Raw genomic sequence first — 18,707 nt, 5'->3', positions numbered from 1 at the left:
TTTCAAATAATTTAGGTCAAATAAAAAATATGGATAATAGATTATTAAACTTTCTATCAACAAATAACCTACAAATTATACTTTTTTAGTTTCCTAACAATAGTAGATTGATTAACGCCCAAAAGTTCAGCCATTTCCCTAGTATTTTTTGTTTTTGCTTTTGCCTCTAATAATATTTGCTGTTCAGCTTTTTCAACAAAATCAACTAAACCTGGCAACTTCCTATTATCACTCAATACCAAATCATTTGATAACAACGATGAGGGATTAAAATTAATGAAAAAATCTTGATTAGTAATAACAAATCTTTCAATTATATTTTGAAGTTCACGAACATTCCCTGGCCATGAATATTTTTTTAATCTTTCTAACATCAATTCATCAATTTCAATATTTTTATAATATTTTTCGTTAAAAAATTGAAGATAGTAAAATGCAAGAGCCTGTATATCTTCTTTTCTTTCTCTAAGAGGAGGGATATTAATAGGAACGACATTTAGTCGATAATACAAATCTTCTCGAAATGATTTTTCTTTTACTTTTTTTTCAAGATTTTGATTTGTAGCGGCAATAATACGCATATCTATCGGTATATCTTCTACTCCCCCTATTCTTTTTATCCTTTTTTCTTGTAAAACCCTCAAAAGTTTTACTTGAAGATTTACGGGGATTTCACCAATTTCATCTAAAAATATCGTACCTTTATTAGCCAATTCAAAAAATCCTATTTTCCCTCCCTTTCTAGCACCTGAAAATGAACCATCTTCAAAACCAAATAACTCCGATTCTATCAAGTTCTCCGGTATAGCTCCACAGTTTACTGCTACAAATGGTTTTCCATTTCTGTTACTCAAACTATGAATTCTATTAGCAATTACTTCTTTTCCAACCCCAGTTTCACCTAAAATGAGTACTGTGGTGTCAACCGGTGCAATGGATTTAACTAGACTGTCTATATCTTTCATTTTCTTACTTTCGAAAACAAAAGATTTTTTATTTGAATTTTCCTGCTGAATTCTTATTACTTCTTGCTGATAGCTAGTCAAAAGACTTTTAACTTCGTTTAGTGTTTCTGTTAATTCATTAATTTCGGTAGAATCTTTAGTAATAGATATAACACGAACAATTTCCCCATTACTTTCCTTTATAGGAATCGATTCTATTGTAAAAACTTCCCCAGTCTTTGTATATTGTAATCCTCGTTCTCTTTTCCCTGTATTAAGTACTTTTGCAGAAACGGAGGGATAGAATTCTTTTTGTCTTTCTAAATCAAAAACATTTTTCCCTAGATATTGTTGGTCATCCTTAGCTGTCGCAAATGTGATATTTCCATATCCATCAGTGATAAGTATATTTTCGAAAAAGTTACAAAAAATAGCTTCCAACTCTTTAATTACCCATTTATCTGAAGCAATATGATCACATATTTTTTGATCAATTTGCCAATCAATGATACTTTCTATTTTTTCAAATTTATTTTTTAAAATAGACCCTTTATTCTTTTTTAGTAAAATTTCATATTCATTATTAACTACGGGTTTCGTAATAAGCTCTTCTAAAGACAGCGATAGAACTTTTTTGAAACCGACTTCCTTCACTTTTTTATACAGAGTAGATCTGTTTATATATCCTATAGTCTTTTCATCTTCTTGCAAAATGAGCCATTGACAATCTACTTCTAATACCTTGAGAAGGATTTTTTCAATGGTAGTTGGCCATGGAATACAAATAGCATTGTGTATATGATGTTTTTTAATATCCATACCTATTACCCCTAATGTGATATTATTTGGTATTAACTAAGGAAGCGATTTAATATATGGTTGCGAACATATGTCGCAACCATATATACAACTAAATAAATTAAGAAGAGAAATCCCAAGTAACCGTTCGAAGATGTGTCATATCTAACATTGTATATCTTCCACCAATACGTCCCCAGCCTGTGCGAGTCCCAGCTGCTCCACCAAATGGTACATGAGGCTCCCAATAACCGCCATGTTCATTGATAATCGTATTTCCAGTTCGTAAATTATTCATATATTTAAAAGCACGTGCAGAGCTTTTTGTATACACAGCAGACTGTAGTCCCAAATAAGAGTCATTACCAATTCTTAAAGCCTCTACATCACTACTCACAGTAATGATTGGTACAATCGGTCCAAAAGTTTCATGTTGATTGATTAAAGTATCTAGTCCTACATTATCAATAACTGTAGGTTCGAAATAAAGATTCGTTGGATACTTTGTTGCTCTTTTACCGCCTAAAAGAACTTCTGCACCTTTTTCAATAGCATCTTGTACATGTGATTCCATTTTTGAAGCTACAGCTTCATTGTTCATCGGTCCCACTTTTGTTGACCCATTAAATGGATCTCCTAATGACCATTTTTTTGCTTCTTCAACTACTCGTTCTACAAACTCATCGTGAACTTTTTCATGAACAAGAACTCTTGCTGTAGCACAGCAAACTTGGCCACCATTAAAGAACCCTCCATGAACAGCTCCCTTTGCTGCAGCATCAAGATCAGCATCTTCACAAACAATTGTTGGACCATTACCACTTGCTTCAATAATCGATGGTTTTAAGCCCGCTGCACGGACAATTTTTTCAGCAGCAGTATGGGATCCGATAAATCCAATTGCATCAACTTCTGGGTGTTCAATCAATTGTTGGCCAACTTTTCCGTCACCATAAACCAAGTTAAATACTCCTGGTGGGATGTCCGCTTCGTGCATTATTTCTGTAAACAGACTAATAATGCCTGGTGTATACTCCGAAGGTTTAAGAACGATTGTATTTCCTGCTGCGATTGCAGGAGCTACAAATTCTGCTAACATAAGCGTTGGGAAGTTCCATGGAATAATGATTCCATAAACACCATTTGCTTTTCGGAATGTGAAAATTCTTTTATTTTTATCTAGAGATGGGATAATTGACGTTTCCATACGTTTAGCATCTTCTGCAGCAATTCTAAATAGTTCTGCTGATTCTTCTATATCTGGAAGTGATTCACCTTCATATGGTTTACCTTGTTCCAGAGTAAGAGCACGGCTTAATTTTTCTTTATTTCGATCAATTGCATCAGCGATTGCATAACAAACACGACCACGATCCCATGCAGTTAAAGATTCCCAAGATAATTGAGCCTTTCGTGCTGCAGCAACCGTAGCGTCAATTTCTTCTTTAGTAGACTCTGGAGCTCGATGTATTATTTCACCAGTAACCGGTGAAACTATTTCACGTACGTTTTCACTATCTGACTCTGTCCATTCCCCATTAATAAAATTTCGTAATACCACCATTTTAGTTTGCATAACAACAACCCCTTTTTTAAGTTTTTAAACTTCATAAAAAACCATTTTGATTTAAGAGAAGAGAGTTTTATAACATTACGAAACTAATTTCTTTTACAAATTAATAATTGATAGTATTTTTTATTTTTATTTTTTCTTTTTTAATTTGTTCTTTTTCTGAATAGGTAGAGAGTAAAGTGATATTCTTTTGGGCTAAATAAGAAACAAACTTCACTGGATCAATACATTGTTCAGGAGGTTTTACACCTTTCCCTTCGATTTCATTATTTAATAACATTTGAGCTACGATTGATGCAGGCATACTTGTGACATACGCTAACGCATTAATATTCCGCTTTTCTTGCCAGCCACATAATAATTCAAATTTAACAGAAGCTTTTTTTCCTGCTTTACTTCCTTTTATTTCAACCATTAGTTCATCTGTTCCCCACTGAGGATTTTCAGAAATTGTTTCTTTAAGCAAAGATACCAACTTTTGTCTAGGAGAGAGAGAGTTATTACTACGAGTATCATTAAGCATTCCAAATTGTTCAAACACTTTAATCTTTTCAATTGTTGACGGATCCCAAGTGTCTTTATAAGTTATTTCTTTCACTTGTGGAAAGCTTATTGGCAACGTAGCTAACTCAGAATGAAGAATAGAGTATGTTGTTTGAGCACCAATTTTTTCATTAAAAATTGTATCCTCTTCATCACTCAAAGGTGGTATTTCATATAAATGTCCTTTTTTAACAACCATTGCATTTTTAGTAGCTTCATCTATAATGGTATCAATAGCAAAAGGGAATGTTACCCCTGTAGTTGTAGATCCATAACGGATATGGATTTCTTCAGCAATGTCTAATAATTCTACTCCATATCTACTTAAGACATTGGAGATACCAGGGTCCGATCCCATACCTGGAATTGAAAGAACACCTGCCTCTTTCATAAATTCATCGAGTTTAAGTTGTTCTTTAGTTAAGGTATAGAGCCCTCCCAAATCTAGTACATCTACTTTTGCAGCAGCTGCCATTTTCATTACATCAATGTTAAACATGTAATTGGTTGCATTTACACATACCTTAGCTTGTTTCAATAAATTTATCGTATTCTCATAATCTCTTATATCTAAGGAATGCACTTCTAAATTTTTTGCATTTAACTCATTCTTTAGTTGATGGAGTTTACCGAGGTCCATATCAGCTCCTATTACTTCCACACCACTTTCAACTAAATCTCTGACAATAACATTTCCAATAGTTCCAGCTGCACCTAATACAATAACTTCTTTCAAGATCCTGATCCCCCTTTCACCTATTTCACGTGTTTTCACGCTCGATTTAATCTATTGCAAAATACATGCCAACATTAAAACCCAATCAATAGGCAATTATTATCTAGCTAAATCTTACTATGATGGCATCATGCATCAAAAAATAGGTAAAATCGCATCAAAATTTTAAAAGAATCATTATATTACATTTATTCGTATTCCTCTTCCGTTTAATATTTTCGATTTAATTTTTCATCAATTGATTGTAAAATGCGATTATTCTCTTTCTGCAATTTAACCATAGTTACCATAAACCAAATCACAAAAACGATAGGTGTAATGTAAATAATTAACATAAACAATGAAACAAAAGGTCCAATTCCCATATATTTATTCACCTTCCTATTCCCTTAAATGGGGTTTTTTATTATATTAAACACAAAATAGTAACATCCTTCTTTACTGTTTTAAACTAATAAACCATTATTAACTTAGCCCATTATTTTGAAGAAGCAAAAAGTATGAATACCCCACAAACAATTACAAAAACAAATGCAAATACTACGACAAAGGTTAATTGTATTTTAATAAATCTACCCAATGTACTTTGACATTTAATCTCTGCTACTGTTTTTGCAACTTTTAAATTGATTGGGATAAAGAACAAAGAAAGTAACATACCAACACTTAGAGTTACGCCCGTAAACTGTACATACCAAGGGGTATTTAGTTCGAATAACCATTTACTTACAATAAAAATAGGTACACCTGCCCAAAAATCCAAAAGTAAAAAATATTAAGGCAAATGCGATTACTAGCAACATAAAATCTTTTTTAAGGATGGATTTATATGTAATTCCATATAACCTCATCATATCCCCCTAATCCGAAATCTTTTTCAATAAGAAGGTATTTACTATTTCTTTTGCTTTATTATATGTATCGTGTTTAAACTCCTTTGAATATGGATCAGCAAATCCATGAGCACCTGTATAGATGTGGGATTCAATCCGCTTCTTTTGTAGTTGGTTCACAAGTAATGTAACATCGAATGATTTTTCTGATTCACCATATATACATAGAACTGGGCAAGCTGGTGTTAATTCTAAATAATTTCGAATACGAGACCCATAAAAACAAACGATACGATCAACTTCTTTCAACTCACTGCATAACCAAGCAACAGTTGCACCGACACTAAAGCCTATGATATGTATCTCTTCATATTCAGAGCTTAATTCTTCAATCAATTTCTTGGTTTCAAATGCAGCGGATTTAAAACCAATAGTGTCTGTAAAATAAAGATAAGCTTGATGTTCATCATCATACCTAAATGGACTTTCTAATTTAATTAAATTTGGGCAAATTACATCGTAATCAAAATCAGCATAATAATTGGCGTAATGCTTCATATGGTCGTTTATACCATAAATCTCATGTAATAATAATATAACTTTCTTTTGATTTTGCTTTATTTCAAAAATGTTCATGCACCTCTTTTTTCACTACTTCTCCACTTTATCAAAGAATTTAAGCAAATAAACAAATAACTGTTCATCCTATTCTAAATATTCATTCGCTAAATCCTCATTTTGATAGATCGCCATTCCTGTTTTCAGCCTTTTAAAACCAAATTTTTCGTAAAAGGTATCGTTTCCAGTTGTTGCAATTAGTTGTATGCAAGACACATGCTTTAATTGGTTTAGTAAATCTTCTAAAGCTATTCTTGCTATGCCTTTATTTTGAAAATCTTTATGTACTACAACATCATAAATTGCTGCGTTAAAGACACCATCAGAAAGAGCTCTAGCAAATCCAATAATTTTTAAATCTTCCATTACAAATACTTTATGAGTACTTGAATTAAAAACCTTTTCAATTATTGATTCATCATGTTTCATCCAACCAACAGATTGATAAATATCCTTTAAAATAGCCAAATCTTGTTGATCTAAACCATATTTGATCGTAATCAAATCATCCATCCCCTAACTAATCCTAATTTTCTTTCGTTTTTACTATCCATTTTTAATATATATTATCATTAATTACCATCAAATTTGTAATTAAAATAGATACTTGAAGGTTTTTTTGATATAAAAGAGAAATTATATATGACACTTAATTACATAAATAAACATAATATGAACGGAGCATTTCAATGATTATAAATAATAAAGCATTTTCTTCAAATGGATTAACTTACACTATAAGATCTGCAGTTGAAAAAGATGCAAAAGTATTGTCTGAGTTAAGATTACAGATTGACGGAGAAACGGAAAATCTTGATAGAGAAGAAGGAGAAGCATTCATCGATATTCAGGGATTTAAACAACTTGTCAAAACAGACACTGAGTTGACAAGAAACTTATTTTTAGTTGCGGTTGTTCAGGATACCATTGTAGGATTTTCAAGGTGTGAAGGAACTTATCTACATAGATTCACTCATAAAGTTGAATTTGGCGTGTGCGTTTTGAAAGAATTTTGGGGACATGGTATCGGAAAGAATCTACTAAAAGAATCCATTCACTGGGCTGATTCCAATAACATAAAAAAAATCACCTTAAACGTTTTAGAAACAAACGAAAAAGCGATTAAACTGTATAGCAAATTAGGGTTTGAAATAGAAGGTGTTTTGTTAAAAGATAAAATCCTTTCTGATGAAAAATACTATAATACAGTGATTATGGGAAGATTTAACGAATGATCTTCCTTTGTCATTCCTCCCAATATCTTTCCATTAAGGAGACGGCCCAAGTTGGCTGCCTTACTTCACCATTAGGTAAAAATTCTTTCATTACTGGTTTAATATCAATAATTGGTGTTCCATCAATCGCATCTAACCCTTTTACTATGATTTGATTGTCTTTAACCTCTAATAGTTCCACAATTGTTGCGCCCAATTTATTCGGTCTATTTTTTCCTCTTTGAGCAAATATTCCAACTTCAGGATATTCTGTATTATTTCTTGGATGTCTAGCTTCATACTGGATTTTATCATCTGATACTTTGTTGAAATAAAAAATGATTTCTAGGTGAGAAAACTCATTAATTCCCTTAATAGCTGCAATATTTATATTTTCTTCAAGCTCAATTATTGATATGATGGATCCCCACTGATCATCTTCAATATCAATTCTAGAATTACTTACAAAAGCAATAGGACTGATTATAAATTGCACAGTAATCCCCTCTTTACTTTTAATTTTCTTTCATAATTCAATCTCTTTACACTTATTTTATAATAGAAGCATCATTAATAAAATTAATATAAAATTTATCATTTACATAAGATTTTCTTATGACATTTAGCCCCTGAATGCCTCCAGTTATAATAACGATTTTATTTCCAAATTTTAATGATGCATCTAGAATATATAATGCACATACAAATCCGGACTAAAAATGTTAAGCATAAGCAGTGGACTAATGATCTTGGGCAGCAATATTCATAATCTTCATGGAAAAAGGCTCGTTAGCTCTGATTTTTTAATAGGCTCTGTTTAACAATGCTGTTGATATTTCATCTGTTTTCGCAATAAAACTTATATGTATTTAGTTACGCCCCTTTCTCAAATTTTAGTGATTTTACGCTAACTGTGATTATGGTTATGCTCGTCATGCTGTTCGTGGTCATGATCACAGCCACATGGTTCAGGAATAATATATCCATCTAAAACGAGCTCGACTTCTTCACCGGTATCATCAATGCCAATAGTGACATCTTTTAAATCCTCCACAACAGCATGTTCTATTGCAATTTTCACATTGTCGACGATTTCAATTTTATCGTCCGCCTGAGCGGGTTCAAATTCAGCAGTCAAAACTGGCTGACAACATCCTGCTAAATTATAAAAACGCAAAGTATCTTCATTCTTCTCTGCCATTTCCTTCTTAAAAAATGCTGCAGCTTGTTCGGTCATTTGCATCCTTATCGCCTCCAAATTTTGAAAGTCCAACATACAATAGAACTAGTGTTGCCACTAGCAATTCTCTTCATACATCGGAATCGTTTAATCTATGGAAATAAGGTGAAAGACCACTCTATAAAGTTCAATATTGATTTCAAGAACTTAAAATAAGTAAACAACGCAAACGAATAACTTAAATAAAACTCGTAAAGACTAACTTTAACTTGCATTTAATACAATGGTTTTTTAGTAATTTCCAACAATTAATTTGAACAATTTGCATATATTTTGTTCGTAATAGCTGTCTTTTTAGAGGAGGAAGAAAAAATGAAAAAGAAATTAAGGTATATTGCTCCTATGATTTTAGCACTATTCCTTTCAGCTTGTGGAGATACGAAAGTAAAAAAAGAAGAGGCTGATTCATCTACAAAAACAGAACAAAAAGCAGAAAAAAAAGAGAAGAAAAAAAACAAAACCTACAAAGTCGGTGAAACAGTTAAAGTTAATGATGTTAAAATTACTATTACTAAAGCGAAAATTGTAAAACCTGATAAAAACATTAAACCTCAAAATGGAAAAGTACTTCAGCTGAACATAACAGTAAAAAACTCTAGCAAAAATAAAGTATATGTAGATTCAAGTCATTTTACTTTACTCAAAGGTGGTAAATCTCAAGACGAATACTATGGTGGTAAAACACCTATTTCTGGAGATATAAACAAGGGTGAAAAACTTTCAGGTATCATCAAATACGACGTTTCTAAAAAAGGTACTTATAAATTAATTTACACACCTACATTTAGTTTAGATCATAAAGAAATTAAATGGAAAATCGACGTAAAATAGTAGTCAACTAGGCTACCAATTAAGGTGGTCTTGCTTTATTTCGCACGAATTATTTATTAAGCAAGGCTACGGTACGAGCAAATAAAGAACTGCTTCTTTACTTTCTTCTTACTATTGTCATCATTTATTGCACTTATATCTTCACATAAAAAGACCACCTGTAACAACTCTGCTAATTAGTTATTTCCCTCTACCTAATACCAGACTAGAATGTGAAGTTAAGCTCAATCCCCAAAATGTTTCATACTTTTTCGACTTTAATTTTCGATTTCCAACCACATTTACATGTGCGTTCAAAAGTTCCTAATTTACCATTGTAGCCCATCGAACCAAGATTTGTGCTACTTCCTATGCTATTACTTCCACATTCAGGACAGGATTCATAATCTCTAACAAGTTCTCTGACCAAGCTCAAACTGTTAAGTATTTCATCCTTATATCTAAAGCTCAAAATTTCTCTCCTCCACATAATTTTTTAAATTGCGTCACACTTTCATCATATTCCATCATTCGTGTAATTAGTGCATATTTCTTGTATATATGCCCAAATGTTAATTAATGAACACACAGTTCAAATTCAATTCACACTACACTAAGATAACTCAAAATGTAACTTAATTTAAAAATCACGATATAAAAAGGAAATGCTTTAGATGGTAATCTCTACTCTTGTTTTGGCTTAATGGCAAAGGCAACCCAGATTCAAATGTAAACCGGATTTGTTTTATTATTTTACTCTTTACTCCATTTCCCCAAATCTTTACTAATAGGAGACTTTTTTAGTCTTTTGTTTTTTAGTAAATATTCAATATCAATTCGATTATCGTAAGAAAGCTGAATGTAGAAATAGTTAATGTACTCTAATATCGCAAAAATATAAAAAAATCCGCTAATCGGCGATAAATTATTCCATTTAATATAATCCACAACAAATCCAAGTATTGTCACAAGTAGTAATATTGTGTTTAGTGTTTTGAAAAGCTTGAATATACGTACGATTTTAAAGGGGGTATTAACTTTATTTTCAGTTCGAATCCTCTTCCATCTTACGTACCAATAATACGCTCCTTGAAATAAAAGAAGCTCAAAAAAAATAAATGAAAACCAAAACGAACACAATGAATACAAATGAAATTGGGAATACACTTTATTAAAAGAGTAGCTTAAAAAAATAAAAAGAATCGCAGAGATAAATTCACCTGTATATAAATAAAAAAATCTTTTCTCTAATGATTTTTTCATTCACATTACACCTTCTTTATAGAATTTTATTAAAATGCCTTTTACTCCATTAAAAGCAAATTCTTTTCTTTACAGATTATTCAACAAATATTTCCATAAACCCTGTTAAACTGTCATTTTAATTAATGGAAAGGTACTCGTTTTATTTGTTGAATACGAACAACACCCTATGTATGCCTGCTAAGTACATATTACAAATTTTAGATTATAATATATTTATGATTATCAGATTATTCTATAGATGGAGGAAATTGTATGGTTAAAATTTGGGCAAATAACCCTGAAGATACATATAAATTAAAAAAGCTAAAAGTATCCGATATTAAAAAGGCTGAAAAAATTTTCGGCATTAACTTACCTAAAGAATATATAGAAATTCTTAAAGTTCAAAACGGAGGGGAAATTATATACAATGCTTTCCCTAGTCCTCAACCTACTGCATGGGATGAGACTTCTGGATATATTGATCATATTTTTGGAATAGGTAAGGATCCAGGAATATTAGATACACCTTATTATATACAAGAGTGGGAAATGCCTGAGAATATCGTACTAATTAGTGGGGATGGGTCTGAATGGATTGCTTTTGATTATAGACATACCAAAATAAACCCGCCTATTATTTATATAAATAATGACAGTAATGAAATAATAACTGTTGCTGACTCATTTAATGAATTTATTTCAATACTATATACTCAAGAAAATACTGGAACGTCTTTACTCGAACTTTATGAGGCACCTCAAACATCTCAACAAGAGGTAGAACAGTTTATTAAAGAAAACAATATCTGCGAACTTATTGGAGCAATAGATCTTATTAGTCATGATATAGATGAAATGGATCATATAAATGTAAATTGGTATACTGATAAATTAATACAGCTAAGTCACCATAATGATAGTGATGTCAGAATAGCGGTTGTTAAAGCAGCCATTGTATTAGAATACTTAATAGACAAAGACATACTAAATAAAATAATAAACATACTCAATAATGATTCCGATATCGATGTATTAAATTTTATTGAAATACTAAAAGAAAAAATGAAGTAAGATTTATATTTTTTCACCAATCACTTATTGAATTAGTAAAATTAAGCAAATTTCATCCCCTTTCCAAGGGGGTGCTCCAAGGATATAAGCTGTTTATTACAAGACGGCGTTCTAGAACTATCTACTATTTAATTAGCCTTCCTTTTGAGTGGTCCATATCCAAGGAGGTACTAATGTATTTAATTACTTTCTCAAACAATCACAATATCAGGTTTCCGCGAATATACAATGGTTTCTAACGCTTCACCTTATTTTAAATTAAAGTTTAGTTAGATTCGATTTATCTTGTTAATACATAGTAAATTACATAAATCCAACTTAGAATACCATGGAATATTGCCCACAAAATTGATTTATTTACACTCCACGAAATTGCAATAGCTAAAGCTGACCCAAAGCCAATGCCTGTTTTTACAGTCTCTTTCTTCTTCAATGTATTACCCCCTAATTTTTCCATAAATTATCCATTCACACTTTACATATACTCCATCATCAGGATAAATTTTGTTTGTTATATATATGCCCTGTTTTATAATCTAACTCATGGGCAATCACTTAAACTGTTAATCCTTTCAGAGAAATTAGTATTGAAAAATGCTATATTTCCTTTCTAATCAATGGTGTTGATTTTAAAGCATTTCAGAATATAAAAGTGTAATAACTGTGAAACATCAATTTAGAAGATAGGTGGTTTATATTCTTGTTGAATTTTGCATTCATTATGATAAAAGAATTTAATTCCTTTTCTTCACTTTCATATATTAGAAAGATATATTAGAAAGATAAATTAGTTAATGTATCCCAATAAAAAAAGAAACACCCTCAGATGAAAGTGTTGATTCTTACTATTCTTCTTCATTTCTAATTGTAATTCCTGCCATATTTAAATACTGCTCATACTCATCGCTAACTGATGTATAGGGTTTATTAATGATTCTTCCAATTTGTTTCTGTTTTCGTGTAATAGTCAAATCAGTTAACCGAGGACTTGGAATAATCATTCTATATCCATCGACTGCAACACCATAAAAAGATTCGATACTAGCCCCGTTAAAACATAAATTATATCTATTAAAATAACCCTTTTTATCAGGGTAACAGTTCAACCATTCATTCTCATATGATTCATCAGGTTCTCTATCACTAACAATACTAATTCTAATATCATTTTTATAGTTGTATCTACCTAAATCATCATCATATGTCCAATCATACTTATCAGAGTTAATAATTTCATCTAAAAATTCAATAAGTTTCATTCTAATTACCTCCCTTTTATCTTTATAATTCGACATTTAGGGATATATTTCCTTTATTACTTATAATTATAAAAAATCAGTAAAAAAGATTAACCATACAGCTATGCTACACTAAACTAATGATGGTTCATAGCCTGGAAAAATTCGTGATATTTTAGAAAAAAATATGAAACCAATATACAAAATAAAAAGAATGCTCAACATAATTGCCTTCTTTTTATTAATAGATTTTTAATTAATTTTGGGAATATTTATAAAAAATAACTCTTCATTTTCATTTAATGATAATTCTTTAATATCCGACGTAGTTAAATACATTAATGTATTACATCCATAATCCTGAGATGTATAAACAGAAAGTCCATTTTGATCCAAAATTTCAAAATGAAAAAATGGCGTTATATTTTCATATTCTGATTCTATCTCTTCTACCATACTTTTATAAATAACATTCTTAATGCTTTCATTAATACTTACAGTAAATTCAATAAGATTAGCTTCGTTCTTTTCTTTCTTACATTGAGAGTCTGATAAAATTATTTTTTTTACACCATATCCTGTTGAGGGATATCCTTTATTTGGGTTTATTTTATCCTTGTCATAATAAAGAATAGTTAATTTCGTACCTTTCGTTATAAAGTAGGCTGTAACTTTGTTCCAAATAGTAATTATTTTTTGCATTCGATTTTTAAACTTTTCTTCTTCATCTTCTGGGTTACTAGTATCTAATCGAAAATTGAAATTTCTATGGTTATCTGTTGTTCGATACTCTATATTTAACAATTTTATTTCCCCCTTTTATTTTACTGTGATTATTTTCTTCACTTTTACTATTTTTCACCGTTGATTTAAATGAAGCTGAATTTGAGGAAGAATAGTCTTTGATTACATTTTCTTCGTTTTTGTTTGTAACTTTGTACGTGTATTTATACTGCAAGTAAGTGCCTGTTGCAGATGCCTCAAAAACCAGTCAGATATTACATTTTGCTTTATATAACAGTATACTGTAACATAAGATATTATATAGATATACTTTTTATAGTATTGAGAAGGAGCAATTTTAGTGAAAAAGATTAAAGTTAAAGACATATTAGGGCATTCCCACAGCTTAATGAACGATATGGTAATTAATACAGCAAGTCAATTAGAGAATGCTTATGTAATTATTAAATTAGATGATTTATTAAAAGAGAGAGGGATCACTCAAAAAGATTTAGCATTCTTGACAGGAATGAGAGTAGGTACTATTTCTGAAATAGCTAATGGCAAAGGTATCTCATGGAACAAAGCTCAATTGATTTCTATAATGTCTGCTCTTAAATTAACTAATTTCTCTCAATTATATGAGATTAGATTAGAACCTACTCAGCATGAAGAATATGAAATCGAATCTTCACAGTGGATAGCTACCAAAGAAATGCCTAACAGTGTCAAGGATATGTATAGAGAAAATTTATTAAAATCTAGAGGATTAGATTAAATAGAACGAGAATAATTTTAATAATAAAAGAGGTAATTAGTCAACCGAATTTGGATGCCTAATCGCCTCTTTTTTCTTGTTGAAGAAAATCATGACCCCAATCTTTATTAAGTGTATCTGTCTCACCTTTTAATCGTTATTGTTTTTATTTGGTGATTGCAAAAAATCAACCCCGAATCATTGGTATCTAAGCCTTTTAAAATATCGTAACTAGACAGGTAATGCACCATTAATGTAATTTATCGGTTGAAGACTAACTATATTATGCCTATTTTTACAAGTTAATGTAATTATTATAAATATCCCCACTAACCTGTTACGGTAAAAAGTAAACACCCATTTAAAAAATACCATAATTCTCTAATTCCGAGCGTTAAAAAGCACGCGATAATACAATATTAAATCCATTGAAGAATTGAAATAGTTCATGAAAAACATTGTTGTCTTGGTACAGAATATTGCAAATCAGCATTTATCATGTGTAAAGTTGTGTGTAATGTGTAATAAAATGTGTAACATTATTACAAAAATTGGATTTTTCATTTAAAATTCCAATAATCAGCGAAAAAAAAAAATACAGACAATCGTTGTTATTTCAACGTTCATCCGTATTTCTTAAACCGTTATAGGCTCTTTAGTATTATTAGATAAAGATCAATTAGCTATATTATGCCGAATAAGAGAATCGAACTCTTATCAATGGATTACGAGACCACCGTTCTACCATTAAACTAAATCGGCATTTAGATGATATATTTATTATCAACTACAGGAGTTATTGTAGCACTTTTCAGGGAAACATTCTAGGGAATAAAATAAAAACATATATCATTTCCCCTTTTACTTCATCAGAATTTTATGAATGAGTAGCTTTTTTTATCTTGTAACGGAATTGATTCAATTGGAAAAAGATAAAGCAGCCAATGCAAAACCCTAGAATTGCAATACCAGATGCTGTTGCAACCATAATTGTAAAAATATAACCAATTACAGGTTTATCTAACTCAAATCCTATAAAGCCAAGAACTAAGCAACTTATGGCAATGCACGAATTAAATTTTTGTTGAACGACATCTTCAGGAATATACTCAGAAGACTTTTTCTTTAAAAATAATCGTGAAAATTTCATTAATGGATTAAAATTGAAAAATAACCCCAATAAATTTGCAATAAGTGGTATTAATAATAAAAGTGGTTGATGAAATATCCAAGTAGCTATTGTACTTAATAAAATAGACCATTGATTAACGCGAACTAGTGGTCTTGGAATAGAAACTGGTCTTTGCATTCTAAAACCAACCTTTCATATAAGAATTATATAAATAATACTACTTATTAAGAAAAATCGAAAGGCTTTTATTTTAAAATTTTTATTTTTTTCTAATTCCACATATTTCTTTAATATTCGAATCAATTTTATAATGCAAAATTCATATAAAATATACGAACATCTAATTATATACAATTTTGTTCATATGGAGCGAAAGACGGCGACTCCTACGGAAAAGCTTGAGCTGAAAGCCCCGCAAGGAGATTGAAGCCAAGCCCGTGGAAAGCGCCGTCTGTAGCGGAACATCTAAATCTGAATATGAAAAAGTTAATATGTTGAATTGTTCGTATTTTTAAACCGAAAACGGATTTATGAAATTGATTCATTCATGAAATAATTAACTTTACATTAAAACAAATACCTTCCATACTATCAACTTTGTAACAAATACCTTATAATTATAGAAAATAGTTTGTGAAAGAAGGTACTAAAATGAAAAAATGGAAGCTCATTTGTTCAATTTGTATAGCAGCTTCACTAATAGCCGCATGTAACAATGATTCAGAAAAAACTTCAAAAGAACCCGCTAAAACAGAAGCATTTACTACTGATACGCATAAGACGACTCAATCAGATAAAACTAATCAAAGTTCTACTACTTCTAAATCAAGTAAGCAACCTGAGAACTCTTCAAACGAGCTTACTGTTTCTGGACAAAAAATGACAAAAGTAGAACAACAGAAACTAACTGATTTAATCGCAATGTATCCCGTTGTGCGAGCCCAGGCTGTTGAATCAGGTGACTTTACACCTTTAGCAAACGATTACATCATGCACGACACAAAATTATACGAGGACCTTTTAGCTGAAATCCCTAAAAAACATAAACAAGGGATACAAGAACAAGTAAATACACTTGAAATTTTATCCATCAAACGTGAATCAGACACTGATTTCACTGTTAATACAAAAGAAGTCATTGCCGAAACACAAAATGGCAAGAAGAATACAAAAGTTTATCATCGTAAATATAAGGTCTATTACAATTATGTTGAAGGCAATGATGCACAAAGTTTCTTCCAAATTTCTGAAATTGCAAATGTTAAATAAACTTAATACACTAAAAAGGAATAAGCACATAGCTTACTCCTTTTTTATTACTCTATTTATAGTTACCTAAAATCTTAACAGCATCTTCAGTAACTGATGTGTCAATCGCTTTATTAAAGTCGAATTCACCTTGCGTTGCGCCATTAGCTTTGTACATTTCATACTGCTTTTTAATATCATCAACACGCATTTTTCCATCTGGATCCAGCCCAGTCACATTTACTTTATCCCATATTGCAGGATCTTTTAATGCTGTATATTTTGTCATGATATTGACGACTTCAGCTTTTCCTTCCCCTTTAGTGAAAGCATCGTTGTAATCACGTACACCTTTTAAATATGCAAGCATGAAGCGTAGCGATATATCCTTTTCATCTTTCATAAACTTAGGAGAAGCTAAAACTAATGCAATTTGTGAATCTGGTGCAAAATCAGTTGCATCACCAAAACGTGTAAGTATTCCTTTACTAACACCTTGTGCAATCAATGGCTCAATACTGAGTGCTGCGTCGATTGATCCATTTTCCAAAGCACCAAGCATGCTACCAAAATCATTCATAATAACTGTCTTAACATCCTTTTCTGTTAATCCAGCATGTTTTAACATCAGCTGATAGATATATCCATCAATTGAGTTCTTTGAAGAGATCGCAACTTTCTTCCCTTTGAAATCTGGGTAATCTTTGATTACATCTTTCATCTTGTTCCCAATAACGAATGTGAAATAGGATTTCCCTGGCATGTTGTGACCTTTATCCCCTACAATTTTAACGTCGATTCCTTGTGCTATCGCATTAAAGAATGACGCTGTCGATACCCCGCCTGCGATATCTACTTCACCTGCTGCAAGTGCTGGGAGCATATCATCACTATTTGCGAATTGTGCAAATTCTACCTCAATATTATAATCTGCAAAGTAGCCTTTCTCATTTGCGATATAGAATCCTGCACCAGATGCAGCACCATCTTCAGCAATGACTACTTTAGCTTTCTTTTCTAAAGGTGATAAATCCCCTGATTTGTTATCCTTACTTACTTTATTGTCTACTTTATTATGATTAGTCGATGTTGTACTTTTATCAGTACAGCCAGTAATGACCATTGCTAATAGTATAAATGGTATAACAAGCCCCCGTTTCAACCATTTCCCCATTCAAATCCCCCTTTATAACACCTGATACTACTTTCTAGATTTTTGTACTTCTTCATGCAGATGCTTTAGTATCTCTATAAAATACTCTGCAGTTTGTTGATTTGCACGAATTTGTTCGATATTCCGTGGTCTTGGTAAATCGTTCTGTATTTCTTTTATTATTCTCCCAGGCTGTGCACTCATTAATAAAATACGGTCGCTTAACAATAAAGCTTCATCGATACTATGTGTGATAAAAAGTACCGTCTTTTTCGTTTCTTCCCAAATGGATAGTAATTCTTCTTGTAGAATGAATTTATTTTGTTCGTCAAGTGCTGCAAAAGGTTCATCCATTAACAATATTTCTGGATCATTTGCAAATGCACGTGCAATACTAACACGTTGTTTCATTCCACCGGATAACTCTTTCGGATATAACTTTGAAAACTTTTCTAGACCTACTTTCTTTAAATAGTAATCTGTTCTTTCTTTAATTAGGTTGCTAGGTAAATGTCTCATTTTCAAACCGAATGCTACGTTATCCTCAACAGTTAACCAAGGAATAATCCCTCTTTCTTGAAAAACCATGGATTGAAGAGGACGATCTTCCTGTCCTTGCATAATTTCGAATTCGCCAACACTTGTTGTTTCCAGTCCCGCCAAAATTCTGAGCAATGTTGTTTTCCCGCAACCACTTGGGCCTACAAGACAAACAAATTCACCTTCTGAAATATCTAATGAGACTTGATCTAAAGCTGTGACACTACTATTTTTCTTATAAAATGCTTTCGTCATATTTTTGATAGATATTTTCGTTTTATCTTCCAT

The 18,707-nt window shown here is 31.3% G+C and carries 22 protein-coding genes and 1 tRNA gene; 5 read left to right on the top strand and 18 right to left on the bottom strand.

What is annotated here, in order from left to right:
• Positions 1–68: 68 nt before the first annotated feature.
• The 7 genes from Q8X41_RS01475 to Q8X41_RS01445 form a co-directional block, all read right to left on the bottom strand.
• The gene (locus tag Q8X41_RS01475; RefSeq protein WP_397538498.1) at positions 69–1,763 is read right to left on the bottom strand and encodes a sigma-54 interaction domain-containing protein; all 1,695 of its coding nucleotides are present in this window, start codon (positions 1,761–1,763) and stop codon (positions 69–71) included.
• 100 nt (positions 1,764–1,863) lie between these two features.
• Positions 1,864–3,318, bottom strand: coding sequence for an aldehyde dehydrogenase family protein (locus tag Q8X41_RS01470; RefSeq protein ID WP_397538497.1), 1,455 nt, complete (start codon positions 3,316–3,318; stop codon positions 1,864–1,866).
• A 100-nt stretch (positions 3,319–3,418) separates the two neighbouring features.
• Positions 3,419–4,594 carry a saccharopine dehydrogenase family protein gene (locus Q8X41_RS01465; protein ID WP_397538496.1) on the bottom strand — a complete coding sequence of 392 codons (1,176 nt, stop codon included), beginning with the start codon at positions 4,592–4,594 and terminating at the stop codon, positions 3,419–3,421.
• A 209-nt stretch (positions 4,595–4,803) separates the two neighbouring features.
• Positions 4,804–4,959, bottom strand: a complete 156-nt coding sequence (locus Q8X41_RS01460; RefSeq protein WP_397538495.1) for a hypothetical protein — start codon at positions 4,957–4,959, stop codon at positions 4,804–4,806.
• A gap of 113 nt (positions 4,960–5,072) precedes the next feature.
• The gene (locus tag Q8X41_RS01455) at positions 5,073–5,357 is read right to left on the bottom strand and encodes a hypothetical protein (protein ID WP_397538494.1); all 285 of its coding nucleotides are present in this window, start codon (positions 5,355–5,357) and stop codon (positions 5,073–5,075) included.
• Positions 5,358–5,454: 97 nt separating this feature from the next.
• On the bottom strand, positions 5,455–6,063 hold the full coding sequence (locus tag Q8X41_RS01450; protein WP_397538493.1) for a dienelactone hydrolase family protein: 609 nt from the start codon (positions 6,061–6,063) through the stop codon (positions 5,455–5,457).
• A 69-nt stretch (positions 6,064–6,132) separates the two neighbouring features.
• Positions 6,133–6,558 (bottom strand): GNAT family N-acetyltransferase, encoded by a 426-nt coding sequence (locus tag Q8X41_RS01445; RefSeq protein ID WP_397538492.1) that lies wholly within the window; start codon positions 6,556–6,558, stop codon positions 6,133–6,135.
• A gap of 176 nt (positions 6,559–6,734) precedes the next feature.
• Here Q8X41_RS01445 and Q8X41_RS01440 point away from each other — a divergent pair, with 176 nt between their 5' ends.
• Positions 6,735–7,280 (top strand): GNAT family N-acetyltransferase, encoded by a 546-nt coding sequence (locus Q8X41_RS01440; protein WP_397538491.1) that lies wholly within the window; start codon positions 6,735–6,737, stop codon positions 7,278–7,280.
• 10 nt (positions 7,281–7,290) lie between these two features.
• Here Q8X41_RS01440 and Q8X41_RS01435 read toward each other — a convergent pair whose 3' ends face one another.
• Together Q8X41_RS01435 and Q8X41_RS01430 are read right to left on the bottom strand one after the other, a co-directional pair.
• Positions 7,291–7,755, bottom strand: coding sequence for an SAM-dependent methyltransferase (locus Q8X41_RS01435; RefSeq protein ID WP_397538490.1), 465 nt, complete (start codon positions 7,753–7,755; stop codon positions 7,291–7,293).
• A gap of 411 nt (positions 7,756–8,166) precedes the next feature.
• The gene (locus tag Q8X41_RS01430) at positions 8,167–8,502 is read right to left on the bottom strand and encodes a hypothetical protein (RefSeq protein WP_397538489.1); all 336 of its coding nucleotides are present in this window, start codon (positions 8,500–8,502) and stop codon (positions 8,167–8,169) included.
• Positions 8,503–8,811: 309 nt separating this feature from the next.
• Here Q8X41_RS01430 and Q8X41_RS01425 point away from each other — a divergent pair, with 309 nt between their 5' ends.
• Positions 8,812–9,330 (top strand): DUF4352 domain-containing protein, encoded by a 519-nt coding sequence (locus Q8X41_RS01425; RefSeq protein WP_397538488.1) that lies wholly within the window; start codon positions 8,812–8,814, stop codon positions 9,328–9,330.
• A 241-nt stretch (positions 9,331–9,571) separates the two neighbouring features.
• Here Q8X41_RS01425 and Q8X41_RS01420 read toward each other — a convergent pair whose 3' ends face one another.
• On the bottom strand, positions 9,572–9,781 hold the full coding sequence (locus Q8X41_RS01420; RefSeq protein ID WP_397538487.1) for a hypothetical protein: 210 nt from the start codon (positions 9,779–9,781) through the stop codon (positions 9,572–9,574).
• 281 nt (positions 9,782–10,062) lie between these two features.
• Complete coding sequence (locus tag Q8X41_RS01415) at positions 10,063–10,572, bottom strand: general stress protein (RefSeq protein WP_397538486.1); 510 nt, start codon at positions 10,570–10,572, stop codon at positions 10,063–10,065.
• Between the two features lie 255 nt (positions 10,573–10,827).
• Here Q8X41_RS01415 and Q8X41_RS01410 point away from each other — a divergent pair, with 255 nt between their 5' ends.
• Positions 10,828–11,628 carry an SMI1/KNR4 family protein gene (locus Q8X41_RS01410; RefSeq protein ID WP_397538485.1) on the top strand — a complete coding sequence of 267 codons (801 nt, stop codon included), beginning with the start codon at positions 10,828–10,830 and terminating at the stop codon, positions 11,626–11,628.
• Positions 11,629–11,908: 280 nt separating this feature from the next.
• On the opposite strand, the gene Q8X41_RS01405 is transcribed toward Q8X41_RS01410, so the two are convergent.
• The 3 genes from Q8X41_RS01405 to Q8X41_RS01395 form a co-directional block, all read right to left on the bottom strand.
• On the bottom strand, positions 11,909–12,061 hold the full coding sequence (locus Q8X41_RS01405) for a hypothetical protein (protein WP_397538484.1): 153 nt from the start codon (positions 12,059–12,061) through the stop codon (positions 11,909–11,911).
• A gap of 412 nt (positions 12,062–12,473) precedes the next feature.
• The gene (locus tag Q8X41_RS01400; RefSeq protein ID WP_397538483.1) at positions 12,474–12,887 is read right to left on the bottom strand and encodes a hypothetical protein; all 414 of its coding nucleotides are present in this window, start codon (positions 12,885–12,887) and stop codon (positions 12,474–12,476) included.
• Between the two features lie 231 nt (positions 12,888–13,118).
• A complete protein-coding gene (locus Q8X41_RS01395) occupies positions 13,119–13,670 on the bottom strand; it encodes a hypothetical protein (protein WP_397538482.1) in 552 nt (183 codons plus the stop codon).
• Positions 13,671–13,950: 280 nt separating this feature from the next.
• Here Q8X41_RS01395 and Q8X41_RS01390 point away from each other — a divergent pair, with 280 nt between their 5' ends.
• Positions 13,951–14,367 (top strand): helix-turn-helix domain-containing protein, encoded by a 417-nt coding sequence (locus Q8X41_RS01390; protein WP_397538481.1) that lies wholly within the window; start codon positions 13,951–13,953, stop codon positions 14,365–14,367.
• Between the two features lie 670 nt (positions 14,368–15,037).
• Here Q8X41_RS01390 and Q8X41_RS01385 read toward each other — a convergent pair.
• Positions 15,038–15,108: transfer RNA gene (locus tag Q8X41_RS01385), tRNA-Thr, on the bottom strand.
• Positions 15,109–15,223: 115 nt separating this feature from the next.
• Positions 15,224–15,655, bottom strand: a complete 432-nt coding sequence (locus Q8X41_RS01380; protein WP_397538480.1) for a DUF4395 domain-containing protein — start codon at positions 15,653–15,655, stop codon at positions 15,224–15,226.
• Positions 15,656–16,129: 474 nt separating this feature from the next.
• On the opposite strand from Q8X41_RS01380, the gene Q8X41_RS01375 reads away from it, so the two are divergent.
• Entirely contained in the window at positions 16,130–16,747 is a 618-nt protein-coding gene (locus Q8X41_RS01375) for a TcaA NTF2-like domain-containing protein (RefSeq protein ID WP_397538479.1), read from the top strand.
• A gap of 52 nt (positions 16,748–16,799) precedes the next feature.
• Here the strand turns inward: Q8X41_RS01375 and Q8X41_RS01370 are convergent, their stop codons facing one another.
• Entirely contained in the window at positions 16,800–17,900 is a 1,101-nt protein-coding gene (locus tag Q8X41_RS01370) for an ABC transporter substrate-binding protein (protein ID WP_397538478.1), read from the bottom strand.
• 27 nt (positions 17,901–17,927) lie between these two features.
• Positions 17,928–18,707: an ABC transporter ATP-binding protein gene (locus tag Q8X41_RS01365; protein WP_397538477.1), complete on the bottom strand. Its 780-nt coding sequence runs from the start codon at positions 18,705–18,707 to the stop codon at positions 17,928–17,930.

The sequence above is a fragment of the Rummeliibacillus pycnus genome (assembly GCF_044359855.1).
Classification (GTDB): domain Bacteria; phylum Bacillota; class Bacilli; order Bacillales_A; family Planococcaceae; genus Rummeliibacillus; species Rummeliibacillus pycnus_A.
This window is presented reverse-complemented; position numbering and strand designations above follow the sequence as displayed.

What these genes read in the sequence shown, in the direction of transcription:
- Q8X41_RS01375 (WP_397538479.1), top strand. Translation starts at nt 16,130, where the DNA reads ATGAAAAAATGGAAGCTCATTTGTTCAATTTGTATAGCAGCTTCACTA.
- Q8X41_RS01410 (WP_397538485.1), top strand. Translation starts at nt 10,828, where the DNA reads ATGGTTAAAATTTGGGCAAATAACCCTGAAGATACATATAAATTAAAA.
- Q8X41_RS01365 (WP_397538477.1), bottom strand. Translation starts at nt 18,707, where the DNA reads ATGGAAGATAAAACGAAAATATCTATCAAAAATATGACGAAAGCATTT.
- Q8X41_RS01415 (WP_397538486.1), bottom strand. Translation starts at nt 10,572, where the DNA reads ATGAAAAAATCATTAGAGAAAAGATTTTTTTATTTATATACAGGTGAA.
- Q8X41_RS01475 (WP_397538498.1), bottom strand. Translation starts at nt 1,763, where the DNA reads ATGGATATTAAAAAACATCATATACACAATGCTATTTGTATTCCATGG.
- Q8X41_RS01470 (WP_397538497.1), bottom strand. Translation starts at nt 3,318, where the DNA reads ATGCAAACTAAAATGGTGGTATTACGAAATTTTATTAATGGGGAATGG.
- Q8X41_RS01440 (WP_397538491.1), top strand. Translation starts at nt 6,735, where the DNA reads ATGATTATAAATAATAAAGCATTTTCTTCAAATGGATTAACTTACACT.
- Q8X41_RS01400 (WP_397538483.1), bottom strand. Translation starts at nt 12,887, where the DNA reads ATGAAACTTATTGAATTTTTAGATGAAATTATTAACTCTGATAAGTAT.
- Q8X41_RS01370 (WP_397538478.1), bottom strand. Translation starts at nt 17,900, where the DNA reads ATGGGGAAATGGTTGAAACGGGGGCTTGTTATACCATTTATACTATTA.
- Q8X41_RS01460 (WP_397538495.1), bottom strand. Translation starts at nt 4,959, where the DNA reads ATGGGAATTGGACCTTTTGTTTCATTGTTTATGTTAATTATTTACATT.
- Q8X41_RS01380 (WP_397538480.1), bottom strand. Translation starts at nt 15,655, where the DNA reads ATGCAAAGACCAGTTTCTATTCCAAGACCACTAGTTCGCGTTAATCAA.
- Q8X41_RS01430 (WP_397538489.1), bottom strand. Translation starts at nt 8,502, where the DNA reads ATGCAAATGACCGAACAAGCTGCAGCATTTTTTAAGAAGGAAATGGCA.
- Q8X41_RS01445 (WP_397538492.1), bottom strand. Translation starts at nt 6,558, where the DNA reads ATGGATGATTTGATTACGATCAAATATGGTTTAGATCAACAAGATTTG.
- Q8X41_RS01425 (WP_397538488.1), top strand. Translation starts at nt 8,812, where the DNA reads ATGAAAAAGAAATTAAGGTATATTGCTCCTATGATTTTAGCACTATTC.
- Q8X41_RS01450 (WP_397538493.1), bottom strand. Translation starts at nt 6,063, where the DNA reads ATGAACATTTTTGAAATAAAGCAAAATCAAAAGAAAGTTATATTATTA.